12 protein-coding genes are annotated in these 13708 nt (G+C 70.2%); 3 read left to right on the top strand and 9 right to left on the bottom strand.

The window, feature by feature from the left end:
• Nucleotides 1-7: 7 nt before the first annotated feature.
• The 9 genes from QM693_RS24960 to QM693_RS24920 all read right to left on the bottom strand — a co-directional run bounded on the left by QM693_RS24960 (nucleotide 8) and on the right by QM693_RS24920 (nucleotide 10112).
• On the bottom strand, nucleotides 8-970 hold the full coding sequence (locus QM693_RS24960; protein ID WP_164060564.1) for an alpha/beta fold hydrolase: 963 nt from the start codon (nucleotides 968-970) through the stop codon (nucleotides 8-10).
• Between the two features lie 89 nt (nucleotides 971-1059).
• Nucleotides 1060-1350 (bottom strand): DUF1905 domain-containing protein, encoded by a 291-nt coding sequence (locus QM693_RS24955; protein ID WP_164060563.1) that lies wholly within the window; start codon nucleotides 1348-1350, stop codon nucleotides 1060-1062.
• A gap of 96 nt (nucleotides 1351-1446) precedes the next feature.
• Entirely contained in the window at nucleotides 1447-2127 is a 681-nt protein-coding gene (locus QM693_RS24950) for a response regulator (protein WP_164060562.1), read from the bottom strand.
• Complete coding sequence (locus tag QM693_RS24945; protein ID WP_164060561.1) at nucleotides 2124-4661, bottom strand: DUF4118 domain-containing protein; 2538 nt, start codon at nucleotides 4659-4661, stop codon at nucleotides 2124-2126. The genes QM693_RS24950 and QM693_RS24945 overlap by 4 nt, the downstream gene beginning before the upstream one ends.
• A 7-nt stretch (nucleotides 4662-4668) precedes the next feature.
• Complete coding sequence (locus QM693_RS24940) at nucleotides 4669-5319, bottom strand: potassium-transporting ATPase subunit C (protein WP_164060560.1); 651 nt, start codon at nucleotides 5317-5319, stop codon at nucleotides 4669-4671.
• A gap of 6 nt (nucleotides 5320-5325) precedes the next feature.
• A complete protein-coding gene (gene kdpB / locus QM693_RS24935) occupies nucleotides 5326-7431 on the bottom strand; it encodes a potassium-transporting ATPase subunit KdpB (RefSeq protein WP_164060559.1) in 2106 nt (701 codons plus the stop codon).
• Nucleotides 7428-9143: a potassium-transporting ATPase subunit KdpA gene (gene kdpA, locus QM693_RS24930; protein ID WP_283353698.1), complete on the bottom strand. Its 1716-nt coding sequence runs from the start codon at nucleotides 9141-9143 to the stop codon at nucleotides 7428-7430. The genes kdpB and kdpA overlap by 4 nt, the downstream gene beginning before the upstream one ends.
• Complete coding sequence (locus tag QM693_RS24925) at nucleotides 9143-9241, bottom strand: potassium-transporting ATPase subunit F (protein ID WP_005561976.1); 99 nt, start codon at nucleotides 9239-9241, stop codon at nucleotides 9143-9145. The genes kdpA and QM693_RS24925 overlap by 1 nt, the downstream gene beginning before the upstream one ends.
• 241 nt (nucleotides 9242-9482) lie before the next feature.
• On the bottom strand, nucleotides 9483-10112 hold the full coding sequence (locus QM693_RS24920; RefSeq protein WP_164060557.1) for a pyridoxamine 5'-phosphate oxidase family protein: 630 nt from the start codon (nucleotides 10110-10112) through the stop codon (nucleotides 9483-9485).
• 79 nt (nucleotides 10113-10191) lie between these two features.
• Between QM693_RS24920 and pdxR the strand changes: the two genes are divergently transcribed.
• The 3 genes from pdxR to QM693_RS24905 are packed head-to-tail and all read left to right on the top strand — an operon-like array spanning nucleotide 10192 to nucleotide 13701.
• A complete protein-coding gene (gene pdxR / locus QM693_RS24915; protein ID WP_164060556.1) occupies nucleotides 10192-11640 on the top strand; it encodes a MocR-like pyridoxine biosynthesis transcription factor PdxR in 1449 nt (482 codons plus the stop codon).
• Between the two features lie 39 nt (nucleotides 11641-11679).
• The gene (locus tag QM693_RS24910) at nucleotides 11680-13125 is read left to right on the top strand and encodes an amidase (RefSeq protein WP_164060555.1); all 1446 of its coding nucleotides are present in this window, start codon (nucleotides 11680-11682) and stop codon (nucleotides 13123-13125) included.
• Nucleotides 13126-13128: 3 nt separating this feature from the next.
• Complete coding sequence (locus QM693_RS24905) at nucleotides 13129-13701, top strand: TetR/AcrR family transcriptional regulator (RefSeq protein WP_061045285.1); 573 nt, start codon at nucleotides 13129-13131, stop codon at nucleotides 13699-13701.
• The last annotated feature ends 7 nt before the right edge of the window (nucleotides 13702-13708 follow it).

The following is a 13708-nucleotide window of genomic DNA, read 5'->3' as shown; positions in this document are numbered from 1 at the left end:
GCGACGGTCAGGGCTCGGTGCGCCCGTCGCGCACGGCGTCGACGACGTCGCGGACTCCGTCGATGACGAGTTGCGGCTGCTCGATGTTGATGTTGTGGCCGCTGTTCGTGTTCGTGACATGCGTGGCACCCGGGACGAGTTGTGCCAGATCCGCCTGCGCCTTCGGCTGCACGGCGTCGAGGGCCGGGCCGTAGCCGGGATCGATGTCGGCGGGGAGGCTTCCGTTCGCAATGCCCTCCGCGATCTGCGGCGCCACCGAACGGTCGGCGGAGAGGACGACGAGCGGCTGGGGCCGGATCGGTTCGGCGGCGCGGATCTCGTCGAAGCTGCGGACGAAGTCGACACGCTCGAGGTCCGGGTACTCGTCGAGACTGTCCTGCTGCGGGGTGTTGAGCCGCAGGAACTCCTCGAACTGCTCCGGGGGCAGGAGCGTCTGCAGCTCCTCCGACTGCGCGTCGATCAGCACCATGCCCGCCACCTCGTCGGGATGGGTGCCGGCGAAGAGTCTCGCGATCTGACCGCCGTAGGAGTGGGCGGCCAGCACGTAGGGGCCGGGGCCGGCCTCGCCCGTGGCGCCCAGCAGCGACTGGAGGTCGGCGACCGCGTCCGTGGTGGTGATCGGCTGCGGAACCGGGTCGCTGCGGCTCAATGCGTCGTCGCCCAGCACGACTCCCGGCCGGTCGTACGAGCAGACTCGGGTGAACTCGGCGACCCCGTCGAAGGCCGAGGTGGCGGCCGGATCGGCCGTCGTCGTCCACTGATCGGCGCCGAACCGCAGACCCGATTCGAAGACCACCGTCGGTGATCCCGTGCCCGCGCACTCCAAGTAGATGTGGCGGTCCCCGCCGATGTCGACGGTGCCCGCGAAATCCTTGCTCGCGCCGTCGCCGTCATCGGTTCCGCACGCGGCGACGAGCAACACGACGCCCACTGCCGGGAGCCACCTCGACAACCGTTGCCTGTTCGGCACGACACACCTCGGAACCGGTCCGGAAACGCACCGCGCTCCCGGGGGTTCCATACCCCGGTCAGCTGCGTTCAAACGGCGGCGCCCCCCGGTCAGCTCAGCCGCTGGTCGAGATGCACCGACACCTCGACGCCGGCCGCGTCCTTGCCGATGAACTTGCACAGCGCGATCTTCAGGGGAAGCCAGTGCGGACCCTCGCCCGAGGGCATCAGGGTCGCGTTGAACGGGTGGCCGTCGATCGTCCCGCCGACCTTCACCGGCCGCCGCGTTCCGAGAAGTTCGGCGGAGTCCGGCACGGTCACGTACGTCGCGAACGCCCCGTCCTTCTGGATCGGCGCCGTGAAGGTGTGCGCGAGTGGTTGCGGGGTCTTCGGTGCGGGCATTCGTGGCTCCTCCGGTCGAGTGTGATGCTGCGGTCGAAGGTAGGACTCCCGGAGCCGGCCGGAATCATCGGTCGTGAGCAGGATCACGTCGCCGACTCACACCTGGAACCGGTACCCCATCCCGGCCTCGGTGATGAGGTGACGCGGATGGGACGGGTCGTCCTCCAGTTTGCGCCTCAGCTGCGCCAGATACACCCGCAGGTAGTGGGTCTCGGTGGCGTACGCCGGGCCCCACACCTCCCGCAGCAGTTCCTTCTGCCCCACCAGCTTGCCTTTGTTGCGCACGAGCATCTCGAGCATCCCCCACTCGGTCGGTGTCAGGTGCACCTCGGCCCCCGCCCGCCGCACCGTCTTCGCCGCCAGATCGACCGTGAACGAATCCGTCTCCACCACAGGTTCACTCGTGTCGACGGCCGTCGTCGCCCGGCGGGCGGCCGCACGCACCCGGGCCAGGAACTCGTCCATCCCGAACGGCTTGGTGACGTAGTCGTCCGCGCCGGCGTCGAGAGCCTCGACCTTGTCCGCGGAATCCGTCCGGGCCGACAGCACGATGACCGGTGCGGGGCACCACCCGCGGAGGCCGGCCAGCACCTCGGTCCCGTCCATGTCGGGTAGCCCGAGGTCGAGCACGATCACGTCCGGCGGCCGCTCGGCCGCGGCGCGCAGGGCGGACGCCCCGGACGCGGCCGTCACCACGTCGTACCCGCGCACGCTCAGATTGATCCGCAGGGCGCGGAGAATCTGCGGTTCGTCGTCGACGACGAGAACTCTCGTCATGAATGCTCCCCTCCCGCCCCGGCCAGCTCCACCACCATCGTCAGACCACCGCCGGGGGTGTCGGTGGCGCTGATGGTCCCGCCCATCGCGTCGACGAATCCGCGGACGACGGAGAGCCCGAGCCCGACTCCCGTGGTCGTGTCGCGGTCTCCCAGCCGCTGGAACGGGGCGAACATCTCGTCTGCCCGCCCACGCGGAATTCCCGGCCCCGTGTCGGCGACGGTGATGACGGCGCGGTCGCCCACCGCCGCGGCACCGACCCGGATCACGGAGTCCTCACCGTAGCGGAGTGCGTTGTCGATCAGGTTGGCGAGCACCCGCTCGAGCAGGCCCGAATCCGCCATCGCCGTGACCGTTCCGACGTCGACTTCCACCCTTTCCCGGGCCCGGGTCCCGGTCCGGCCGCCGATTCCCAGACCCACCAGCGCCCGGTGCACCACCTCGTCGAGGTACACCGGCCGCAGCGTCGGGGTCACCACTCCCGCCGCGAGACGGGAGGAGTCGAGCAGGTTCCCGACGAGTGAGGTCAGCACGTCGGCCGATTCCTCGATGGTCGCGAGCAGTTCGGCGGTGTCCTCCGGGGAGAAGTCGACGTCGTCGCTGCGCAGGCTGGACGCGGCGGCCTTGACCGCGGCCAGCGGGGTCCGGAGGTCGTGGCTGACGGCGGACAGCAGCGACCGCCGCAACCGGTCGGCCTCGGCCAGCGCCTGCGCCTGCCCCGCCTCCTGCGCGAGCTCGGTCTGGCGGATCATGCCCACCGCCTGGTTGGCGACGGCGAGCAGCACCCGACGGTCCCGGGCGTGCAGTTCGCTGCCGCGCAGAGCGAGTGCGTATTCCCCTTCCCCCACCTCGCAGACCGTGTCGGCGTCGGCGATGCTCACCGGTGGGTGCGGCCCGACGGACCCCACCGGACCGCGGTCGCGGTGCAGCACGCTGACCGAATCCTGGCCGTAGGTCTCGCGCACCTTCTCGAGCAGCGTGTCGAGGTCGGCGCCGCGCAGCACCGATCCGGCGAACAGTGCCAGCAACTCGGCTTCCTGCGACGCCCGGCGGGCTTCCCGTGACCGCTTGGCGGCCGCGTCGACCAGGACCGCGACGGCGACGGCCACCACGAGCAGCACGACCGTGGTGATGAAGTTGTCCGGCTCGGCAATGGTGAAGCTCCGCACCGGCGGCGTGAAGAAGTAGTTGAGGAACAGACCCGAGATCAGCGCGGAGAACGCGGCGGGGGCGACACCGCCGAGCAGCGAGACGAGCAGCACCACGATGAAGAACAGGGCTCCCTCGCCGACCAATCCGAGCCACCGGTCGACGGCACTCATCACCAGCGTGGCCACCGTCGGTACGAGGACCGCGGCGATCCAGGCGATCGCCGTGCGCGAACGGGATCCCACCGGCGACAACCGCCTCGGGCGGTGGGATTCGCCGTGCGTCACCATGTGCACGTCGATCGACCCGGACTGTTGCACCACGCCTGCGCCGATGCCCTCGTCGAAGATCCGCGCCCACCGTGAACGTCTCGACGTGCCCAGCACCAGTTGTGTGGCGTTCGCGGTCCGGGCGAAGTCGAGCAACGTGGTCGGGACGTCGTCGCCGACGACGCTGTGCAGACTCGCGCCGATATTCGCGGCGAGGGTCCGTACCTTGCCCATCTCCGGAGCCGAGACACCCGCGAGGCCGTCGCCGCGCACGACGTGCACGACGATCAGTTCGGCGCTGGATCTCGACGCGATCCGGCCGGCGCGCCGAACCAGCGTCTCCGATTCCGGTCCGCCCGTCACCGCGACCACCACCCGTTCCCGGGCCTCCCACGTGTCGGTGATCTTGTTCTCCGCACGATATTTCGCGAGTGCGGCATCCACCTGGTCGGCCACCCACAGCAGGGCGAGTTCGCGGAGTGCGGTGAGATTCCCTTTCCGGAAGTAGTTGCTCAGCGCCGCGTCGACTTTGTCCGCGGCATAGATGTTGCCGTGGGACAGCCTGCGGCGCAAAGCTTCCGGCGTGATGTCGACCAATTCGACCTGGGTGGCGGCGCGCACCACCTCGTCGGGAACCGTTTCCTGCTGCACCACGCCGGTGATCCGCTGGACCACGTCGTTGAGGCTTTCGAGGTGCTGGACGTTGAGCGTCGAGAGGACGTCGATCCCCGCGGCGAGGAGTATCTCCACGTCCTGCCAGCGTTTCTCGTGGACGCTGCCCGGCGTGTTCGTGTGCGCGAGCTCGTCGACGAGGACCAGCGCCGGTCTGCGGACCAGTACCGCCTCGACGTCGAGTTCCCGGCCGAGCGTGCCCCGGTAGGCGATCAGCTTGGGCGGAATCAGTTCGAGGTCGCCGAGCTGCGCCGCCGTGCGGTCGCGGCCGTGGGTCTCCACCACGGCCGCGACCACGTCGCACCCCCGCTCCCGGCGGCGGTGCGCCTCACCGAGCATCGCGAACGTCTTGCCGACGCCCGGTGCGGCACCGAGATAGATGCGCAGTTCACCGCGGCGGCGTTCGACGTCCCGGCGCTCGCCGTCGGTTCCGGTACCACTCACCTCGCCATCATCCACCAGCGGCCGGGGCCGTGCACTCAGGAGCGGTCAGGCCGAGGGCCAGGTTGAGTTCGAGGACGTTCACCCGTTCCTCACCGAGGAAGCCGAGTTGTCTTCCCTCGGTGTTCTCGTCGACGAGTTGCCGGACCCGGGTCTCGCTGAGGCCGTTCTCCGCCGCCACCCTCGGCACCTGCAACGCCGCATATGCGGGGCTGATGTGCGGGTCGATGCCCGAGCCGGAACCGGTGACCGCGTCCGCCGGTACCTCGGCGGGGTCCACCCCTTCCCGGGTGGCGATCGCCGCCCGCCGGTCGGCGATGAACGTCGCCAGGATCTCGCTGCTCGGCCCCTGATTGGTGGGCAGGGCGGTGGCGGGGTCTCCCGGCGCGAACGGATCCTGATCGGCCACCGACCCGGTGACCCGGTTGTGGAAGAACGGATCCGGCTCCCCCGCCGGCACCTGCGGGTCGACACCGACCCACCGGCTCCCGACGATGCAGCCGGTGCTGTCGCGCACCGGAGACCCCTCGGCCGCTCCGGCGCCGATCCTGCTCACCCCCCACACTGCGGCGGGATAGAGCACACCGAGGACTGCTGTGAGTGCGAGCAGGACGAGTAGTCCGGCCCAGGTCTGCCGGAGCAGGCCGATGAGAAATCGCATGCGGGATCACCCAATTCCGGGAATGAGACGAACGACGAGGTCGATGAGCCAGATACCGGCGAACGGTGTGATCACACCGCCGAGGCCGTAGATCAGCAGGTTGCGGCCCAGCAGCGTCGACGCGGACGCCGGACGGTAGCGAACGCCTTTCAGCGACAGCGGGATCAGCGCGACGATCACCACGGCGTTGAAGATCACCGCCGACAGGATGGCCGATTCCGGGGTGGCCAGCCGCATGATGTTCAGCGTGTCCAGCTGCGGATAGATGCCGCTGAACAGGGCGGGGAGAATCGCGAAGTACTTGGCCAGGTCGTTGGCGAGCGAGAACGTGGTGAGCGCACCGCGCGTGATGAGTAGTTGCTTGCCGATCTCGACCACCTCGATGAGCTTGGTGGGATCCGAATCGAGATCCACCATGTTCCCGGCTTCCTTCGCCGCCGACGTGCCGGTGTTCATCGCCACCCCGACATCCGCCTGGGCCAGCGCCGGAGCGTCGTTGGTGCCGTCCCCGGTCATCGCGACGAGCCGGCCGCCCTCCTGTTCCCTCCGGATCAGCGCGAGCTTGTCCTCGGGTGTCGCCTCGGCCATGAAGTCGTCGACTCCGGCCTCGGCCGCGATGGCCTTCGCCGTCAACGGGTTGTCGCCGGTGATCATCACCGTGCGAATCCCCATGGCCCGCAGTTCCGCGAACCTCTCGGCGATGCCCGGCTTCACCACGTCCGACAGCGCGATCACGCCGAGGACGGTCGCCGCGTCTCCGCGAACGGTGGCGACCACCAACGGCGTCCCCCCGGACTGCGCGATCTGGTTCACGCTGTCGGCGACCGCGGGCGCCGCGTGCCCGCCGAGCGCCTGCACCCAGGTCAGCACGGCGTCGCTCGCGCCCTTGCGGATCCGGGCGCCGTCGATGTCGAGTCCGCTCATCCGGGTCTGCGCCGTGAACGGCACGAACTCCGCTGCTCTCTCCACCTCGGACGGTGCCGGGTCCAGCCCGAAGTCGCGGGCGCACAGGTCCACGATGCTGCGACCCTCGGGGGTGCCGTCCGCGAGGCTGGACAACCGTGCGGCCGTGGCCAACTCGATCGCGGAAACCCCCGGTGCGGGATGCAAGGCCGTGGCCTGCCGGTTACCGAACGTGATGGTGCCGGTCTTGTCCATCAGCAGTGTGTCGATGTCGCCGGCGGCCTCCACCGCCCGCCCCGACATCGCCAGGACGTTCCGCTGCACCAGCCGGTCCATCCCGGCGATGCCGATGGCCGACAGCAGGGCCCCGATCGTGGTGGGGATCAGGCACACCAGCAGCGCGATCAGCTTGATCGGATCCTGCTCCTGGCCCGCGTACAGGCCCATCGGACCGATCGCGACGACGGCCAGCAGGAAGATGATCGTCAGCGACGCCAGCAGGATGTTCAGCGCGATCTCGTTCGGCGTCTTCTGCCGCGCCGCCCCCTCCACGAGGGCGATCATCCGGTCCACGAACGACTGTCCGGGGGCCGCGGTGATGCGGACGACGATCCGGTCGGAGAGCACGGTCGTGCCACCGGTGACGGCACACCGATCGCCGCCGGATTCGCGGACGACGGGCGCCGATTCGCCGGTGATGGCCGACTCGTCCACGGTCGCGATGCCGTCGACGACGTCGCCGTCGCCAGGTATCACCTCACCCGCCTCGACGACGACCCGGTCGCCGACGGTGAGTTCGGTACCCGCCACCGACTCCACCCGGCCGCTCACCGTGATCCGGTGGGCGACCGTGTCCTGCTTCACCTTCCGCAGGCTCGCCGCCTGCGCCTTGCCCCGCCCCTCCGCGACCGACTCGGCCAGATTCGCGAACAACACGGTGAACCACAACCAGGCGACGACAGCCCAGGAGAACACCGACGGGTCGGCGACGGCCATGACGGTGGTGACGACGGAACCGACGAACACCACGAACATCACCGGGTTGCGGGCGAGGTGCCGGGGGTCGAGTTTGCGCAGGGCGCCCGGTAGCGCCGTCACCAGCTGAGCGGGGCTGAAGATTCCCGCCTTCACGAGCGCCGGGTCGTGACCGGCCTCGGGCGTCATGGTCGCCGCCCCGGTTTCCGGACGACTGGTCACGTTCACACTCATTGCAGAGCCTCCGCGATCGGTCCCAGCGCGAGGGCCGGGAAGAATGTCAACGCCGCGACGAGCACGACGGTGCCGGTGAGGAGCCCGGTGAACATCGGGCCCGCCGTCGGCAGGGTTCCGGCGCCCGCGGCGGTCTTCTTCTGCGACGCCAGGGATCCGGCGAGCGCGAGGACGAAGATGATCGGCAGGAACCGGCCGAACAGCATGCACAGGCCGAGAGCGGTCTGGAACCAGTCGCTCGTCACCGTCAGCCCGCCGAACGCACTGCCGTTGTTGTTCGAGGCCGACGCGAACGCGTACAGCACTTCCGAGAACCCGTGGATGGATCCGGGACTTCCGGGGTCGCCGCTGTTGCCCTGGTAGCCGGTGGTCGAGGACAGGATCACGGTGATCCCGGTGCCGATCAGGACCAGCGCCGGCATCACCAGCACGGACAGGGCGGCGAGCGTGATCTCCCGCTGCCGCAGCTTCTTGCCCAGGTATTCGGGTGTGCGGCCGACGAGGAGTCCGCCGACGAAGACGGCGATAAGGGCGAGGACGAGGATTCCGTAGAGCCCGGTGCCGACACCGCCGGGCGCGATCTCACCGAGCAGCATGTTGAGCAGAACGGCTCCGCCGCCGAGTGGCGACAGGCTGTCGTGCGCCGAATTCACCGCGCCCGTGGACGTTCCGGTGGTGCTCACGGCGAACAGTGCCGTACCGGGAATTCCGAAACGAACCTCCTTGCCCTCCATCATCGCGCCCGCGGCGGTGGCGGCGACGCCGCGCCGACCCGACTCCGCCGCGAGCGTGACCGCGAGGAGCGATCCCCACAGGATGCCCATCACGGCGAGCAGGGTCAGCCCCTGGCGGTGCCCGGACACCTCGCTCGCTCGGTCGTGAGGATCGCCGACCATGGTGCCGAACGTGCGGGTGAGGGAGACCGGGATCAGCAGGATCGCGAGGATCTCGACGATGTTGCTGACCGGCGTCGGGTTCTCGAACGGATGCGCCGAGTTGGCGGCGAGGATCCCGCCGCCGTTGGTGCCGAGTTCCTTGATCGCTTCCTGTGAGGCGACGGGTGCGAGCGCGTTGCTGACGGAGTTGCCGTCCAGACCGGTGGACGCGAAGCCCGGGTGGAAGGACTGGATCACGCCCTGGCTCAGCAGGATCAGTGCGATCACGAAGGAGAGCGGCAGCAGAATGCGCAGGCTGCCGCGGGTGAGGTCCACCCAGAAATTGCCGATCTCACCGCCGCGCGACACCCGGACGAACCCGCGGATCAGCGCCACTGCGACGGCCATGCCCACCGCTGCGGACACGAAGTTCTGCACGGCGAGCCCGACCGGCTGGGTCAGGTTGCTCATCGTGGTTTCAGGCGCATACGACTGCCAGTTGGTGTTGGTCACGAACGACACGGCCGTGTTGAACGCCACCGCGGGACTGACCCCGGAGAGGTCCCCGGACAGCGGCAGCACTCCCTGGATGCGCTGCAGGGCGTAGAGGAACAGCACACTCGCCGCCGAGAATCCCAGCACGCTGCCCGCGTAGCCGTACCAGGTCTGCTCGATGTGGGGGTTGATGCGGCACAGGCGGTACAGCACGGATTCGACCCGAAGGTGACGGCGTGATTCGTACACTCGCGCCATGTAGTCGCCCACCGGCACGTATGCGACCGCGAGTACCGCGAGGACGAAAGCGACCTGCAGTCCGGCCGCCAGGGCAGGCGTCATCAGAACCGCTCCGGGTCGATGAGCGCGATCAGGAGGTACACGACGAGCGCGGCGGCGATCGCGACGAGCGCGACCGCGAGTATTCCGGCGCCCGTCATTTCACGCGTCCGGTCTGCAGGGCACGGAGAACGAGCGCGCAACAGGCGAATCCGCCGAGGACGAGCGCGACGTAGGCCACATCGGCCATGTGAGGATCCCTCTTCGTACTGATCCTGCGGTTCAGCGCAGGCATGACACCCCACGGTTGTGGGGTGTCATGCCAGCATCACGCGCGATCTCGGCGACAGAGGCGGCGCTGACGAAGCGCTTACGGGGCTCCTACGGCTCTTGACGCTTTCCTTACGCGGTCCGGGTCAGCCGCGACACGGACGCGGGCACGGGTGTGCCGCTCGCCACCCACGGTGCCGGGACGGGCGCACCGGCGACCGACCGCACGGGGACCACGCCGGCCCAGGCGCTGCTGGTTTCGGTGGGTTCACCCGGTGGTGCGTCCCGCACCTTGACGGTCCACTGGCCCGGCGTGATCGGGAGGGCGAGGGCCAGTGTCGCGGCGAGTTCCTTGCGCCGGTGCCCCCGGACCTCCGTGCTGCGGCCGGGGATCAGCACGTCCGACAGCGCGTTCAATGCGTCGGCGGATTCGTCTTCGCCGAGGGTGACGAGGTTGCCCCGCACCACCGCCGAACGGTAGTTGGCGGACGAGTCGAACAGGGTGTCCGCGACGACGATTCCGTCGAGCATCGCGACGCACAGCGCCGCCGGTGCGCCCGCCGCCACCTGCCGCAGCGCGCCGGCCCCGGTGGAGCCGTGCAGCAGGATCCTGTCGCCGTCGCGGGCGTAGAGCATCGGCACGGCCCACGGCAGCCCGTCGACGACGGTGGCGAGGGTGCCCATCGGCGCGGCGTCGAGGACGGCGTCGAGTTGCGGTCGTTCGGTGCGGGCACGGTCCGGGTATCTCATGATCTTGTCCACGAGACCATCCTCACCCCCATGTGGATCACCCCTCCAGATCCACAATCCCCATTATCGGCAGACCAGTATTGTCAGGACCATGCCCCGGATCAGCCCCGAACTGCACCTGACGTTGCGGCTCCCCGACACCGACGCGCCGCTTCGGCACCGCATCGCGGAGTCGATACTCGACGAGATCCGCGTGGGTCGCCTGCGGCCCGGCGACCCCCTGCCCTCCACGCGGGCGCTCGCCGAACACCTGACGGTCGCGCGGGCGTCGGTGGTCGACGCCTACGACGAACTCTGCTCGTCCGGATACGCGAACGCCCGCGCCGGTTCCGGCACGCGGATCGCACCGGGCGCCGACGTGGCGGCCCGCGCGCACGTCGCCTCGCACACGATCACCCGATCCTCGGAGCGGGCCTCCTTCGCTGCCCCCGAGAAGCCGGCGGCGCTGTGGGATCTCACTCCGGGTCACCCCGATCCTGCCCTGATCTCCACCGTCGACTGGCGCCGGGCATGGCGGTCGGCCGCCGCCGCGGCCGTGACGTCGGACGTCCTGGGCCCCGGCGCGCACCCGGAGTTGCGACGGTCTCTCGCGGCGCATCTACGCCGCACCCGGGGGATCGCCGCGCGCCCCGACGAACTGGTGATCGTCCCCGGAGTGGGCGCTGCGCTCCGCACTCTCGTCGCCGCAGCAGGACTCGGCGGCCGGGACGTGGTGTTCGAGGAGCCCGGCTACAGCCGGGCCCGCACCGTCCTCGACGGTTCGGGGGTGCGGACGCGCTGCGTGTCCGTGGACGGCGACGGCCTCGACCCCGCGCTGCTGCGTGCGTCCGACGCCGCGGCGTACTGCACGCCTGCCCATCAGTATCCGATGGGTGCCCGGATGCCGGTGGGCCGCAGGGCTCGGCTCGTGGCCGACGCCGCGGCGTCCGGAACGGTGATCATCGAGGACGACTACGACGGCGAGTTCCGCTACGACGTGTCGGCGCTGCCCGCCCTGCGCAGCATCGACCGCGGGTCCGAATGCGTGGCGTACGTGGGCACCGCGTCGAAGATCCTCACGCCCTCGATCCGGGTGGCGTGGGTGATCGCCCCTCCGGCGCTGCGGCCGGGACTCGTCCGGGCCCTCGACGCGAGCGGCGAGGCGTGCTGCTCGATCACCGCCCTCGCGCTGGCGCATTTCATCGACTCGGGTGCGCTGTCACGGCACCTCGCCCGCGCCTCCCGCACCTACTCGGCCCGCCGGGCCGCCTTCGTCACGGCACTGCAGCGGCAACTGTCTGCGGTCCACACGGGCGGTGCCGGGCTCGCCGGCATCGAGGCCGGTCTCCACGTCGTCCTGACGCTGCCCGGTTCCGTCGACGACGTCGCCCTGTCGGCTGAGCTGCGGGAACACGGTGTGACGGTTCCGAGCCTCGCCGACTACCGCACCATCCCGGACGGACCGCGGGGACTGGTGTGCGGGTACGCCCGGCTTCCCGAATCGCAGGCCCGCGAGGCAGCCGAGGCGATCGGCGGGCTAGTCCGGCGACATCTCGGCTGATACTGTTCGTTCGAACGAACAGTCACGGGGAGGGGCGACATGAGCGCGGAACAATTGGACGATCGACGGCAGCGCGACGACGACGGGGATCGGGCCCCGGGACTCGTCGAGCAGGTGACGGCGCTGACCTCCGGCGCCACGACGTCGGTCGCTGCCACCCGCGCCGCCCTCGACCGCATCGACGCGAGCCAGCGGACGCTCAACGCGTTCAAGGTGATCCGCCGGAACACGGCACTGGCCGAAGCCGCCGAGGCCGACCGCCGGATCGCCGCCGGTGAGCGCCTGCCGCTACTCGGGGTCCCGATCGCCGTGAAAGACGACGTCGACGTGGCCGGCGAGCCGACCGCGTTCGGGTGCCCGGGCGACTTCCCGCCCGCGGCGCGCGACTCCGAGCTGGTGCGACGACTGCGCGCCGCCGGCGCCGTCGTCGTGGGCAAGACCAACAGTCCCGAGCTGGGCCAGTGGCCGCTCACCGGCGGACCCGCCTTCGGGTACACCCGCAATCCCTGGAACGGTGACCACACCCCCGGAGGGTCGTCCGGCGGCGCCGCGGCGGCCGTGTCCGCGGGTGTGGTGTCCGCGGCGATCGGTTCGGACGGCGCCGGGTCCATCCGCATCCCCGCCGCCTGGACCAACCTCGTCGGGATCAAGCCTCAACGCGGCCGTATTTCCACCTGGCCTGCTGCCGAGGCGTTCTACGGCCTCACCGTCAACGGCCCGCTGGCCCGGACGGTCGCCGACGCGGCCCTGCTTCTCGACGTCGCATCGGGACCGCACGAGGGCGACCTGCACACGCCCGCACCGGTCACCGTCAGCGACGCGGTCGGCCGCGACCCCGGACCGCTGCGCATCGCGTTGTCGCTGCGGATCCCGTTCACCGCGACCCCCACGTCGCTGCATCCCGAGGTCCGCCAGGGCGTCGCACGGATCGCCGAGGCGCTGCGCAGGCTCGGGCATCGCGTCGTGGTGGACGACCCCGACTACGGGATCATGTTCGGGCTCGGCTTCCTCCCGCGGTCGATGGTCGGCATCGACGACTGGGTGCGGAAGGTCCCGGACCCGTCACTCGTCGACCCCCGCACGAAGGGCAACGCCCGGACCGGACGACTGTTGCGCGGGGCACCGCTACGCGCCGCCCGTGCCGCCGAGCCGAGGATGCAGCGACGAGTCGGCGCGATCTTCGACGAGTACGACCTCGTCCTCGCCCCGACCACCGCGACTCCCCCACCGAGGGTCGAGGGGATCGACGGCATCAGCTCCTGGGCCACGGACAAGGTGATCACCGCGGTCTGCCCGTACGCGTGGCCGTGGAACGTGCTGGGCTGGCCCGCCGTGAACGTCCCGGCCGGGTTCACGTCCGGCAACCTGCCGACCGGAGCCCAGCTGATGGGACCGGGCGATGCCGAGCCGCTGCTGGTGTCGGTTGCGGCCCAGCTCGAGTCGGTGTTGCGGTGGGACCTGGAACGTCCCGAGAAGTGGTGGTGACCGATGGCTTCGACGGACGTTCGTGACCGCATCCTCGCGGCGGCGCTGCACATCGTCGGCACGGAAGGCATTCCGGGCGTGACCAATCGGCGGATCGCCGCGCAGGCCGGGGTGTCGCTCGGCTCCATCACGTACCACTTCCCCACGCAGACGGACCTGTTGCGCGCCGCGTTGTCCGGGTTCGTGACGGAGGAGACGCAGCGGCTGTCGGAGCTGGCGGAGGGATACCGGGACAAGGGGCTGAGTCTCGAGGACGCCGCGGCACTCACCGGGAAGGTCGCGAAGGATCTGGCGTTCTCCGCCGAGCGGATCGCCCCGTTCGAGCTGTACATCCAGGCGGGACGCGACCACGAGCTGCGTCAGGCCGCCGCCGAATGTTTCGCCGCGTACGACGATTTGACGGTGACGATCCTCACCGCCCTCGGCGTCCCGGACGCGGCGTCCGTCGCCCCGACCATCGTCGCCACCATCGCCGGCCTGCAGCTCAGGAGACTCGCGACCGGAAGCGACGGCGATCAGGACTTCGCGACGTCGGTGCTCCTCCTTCTGAGGGCCGCCGGCCCCGTGAGTGGTTGACGAGTCT

The organism is Rhodococcus sp. IEGM 1305 (genome assembly GCF_030058635.1).
Lineage (GTDB): Bacteria > Actinomycetota > Actinomycetes > Mycobacteriales > Mycobacteriaceae > Rhodococcus_F > Rhodococcus_F opacus_D.
This window is presented reverse-complemented; position numbering and strand designations above follow the sequence as displayed.

Coding starts and splice junctions, on each gene's coding strand:
- QM693_RS24955 (WP_164060563.1), bottom strand. CDS start 1,350: ATGCCCGCACCGAAGACCCCGCAACCACTCGCGCACACCTTCACGGCG.
- QM693_RS24950 (WP_164060562.1), bottom strand. CDS start 2,127: ATGACGAGAGTTCTCGTCGTCGACGACGAACCGCAGATTCTCCGCGCC.
- QM693_RS24940 (WP_164060560.1), bottom strand. CDS start 5,319: ATGCGATTTCTCATCGGCCTGCTCCGGCAGACCTGGGCCGGACTACTC.
- kdpB (WP_164060559.1), bottom strand. CDS start 7,431: ATGAGTGTGAACGTGACCAGTCGTCCGGAAACCGGGGCGGCGACCATG.
- kdpA (WP_283353698.1), bottom strand. CDS start 9,143: ATGACGCCTGCCCTGGCGGCCGGACTGCAGGTCGCTTTCGTCCTCGCG.
- QM693_RS24925 (WP_005561976.1), bottom strand. CDS start 9,241: ATGACGGGCGCCGGAATACTCGCGGTCGCGCTCGTCGCGATCGCCGCC.
- pdxR (WP_164060556.1), top strand. CDS start 10,192: ATGCCCCGGATCAGCCCCGAACTGCACCTGACGTTGCGGCTCCCCGAC.
- QM693_RS24910 (WP_164060555.1), top strand. CDS start 11,680: ATGAGCGCGGAACAATTGGACGATCGACGGCAGCGCGACGACGACGGG.
- QM693_RS24905 (WP_061045285.1), top strand. CDS start 13,129: ATGGCTTCGACGGACGTTCGTGACCGCATCCTCGCGGCGGCGCTGCAC.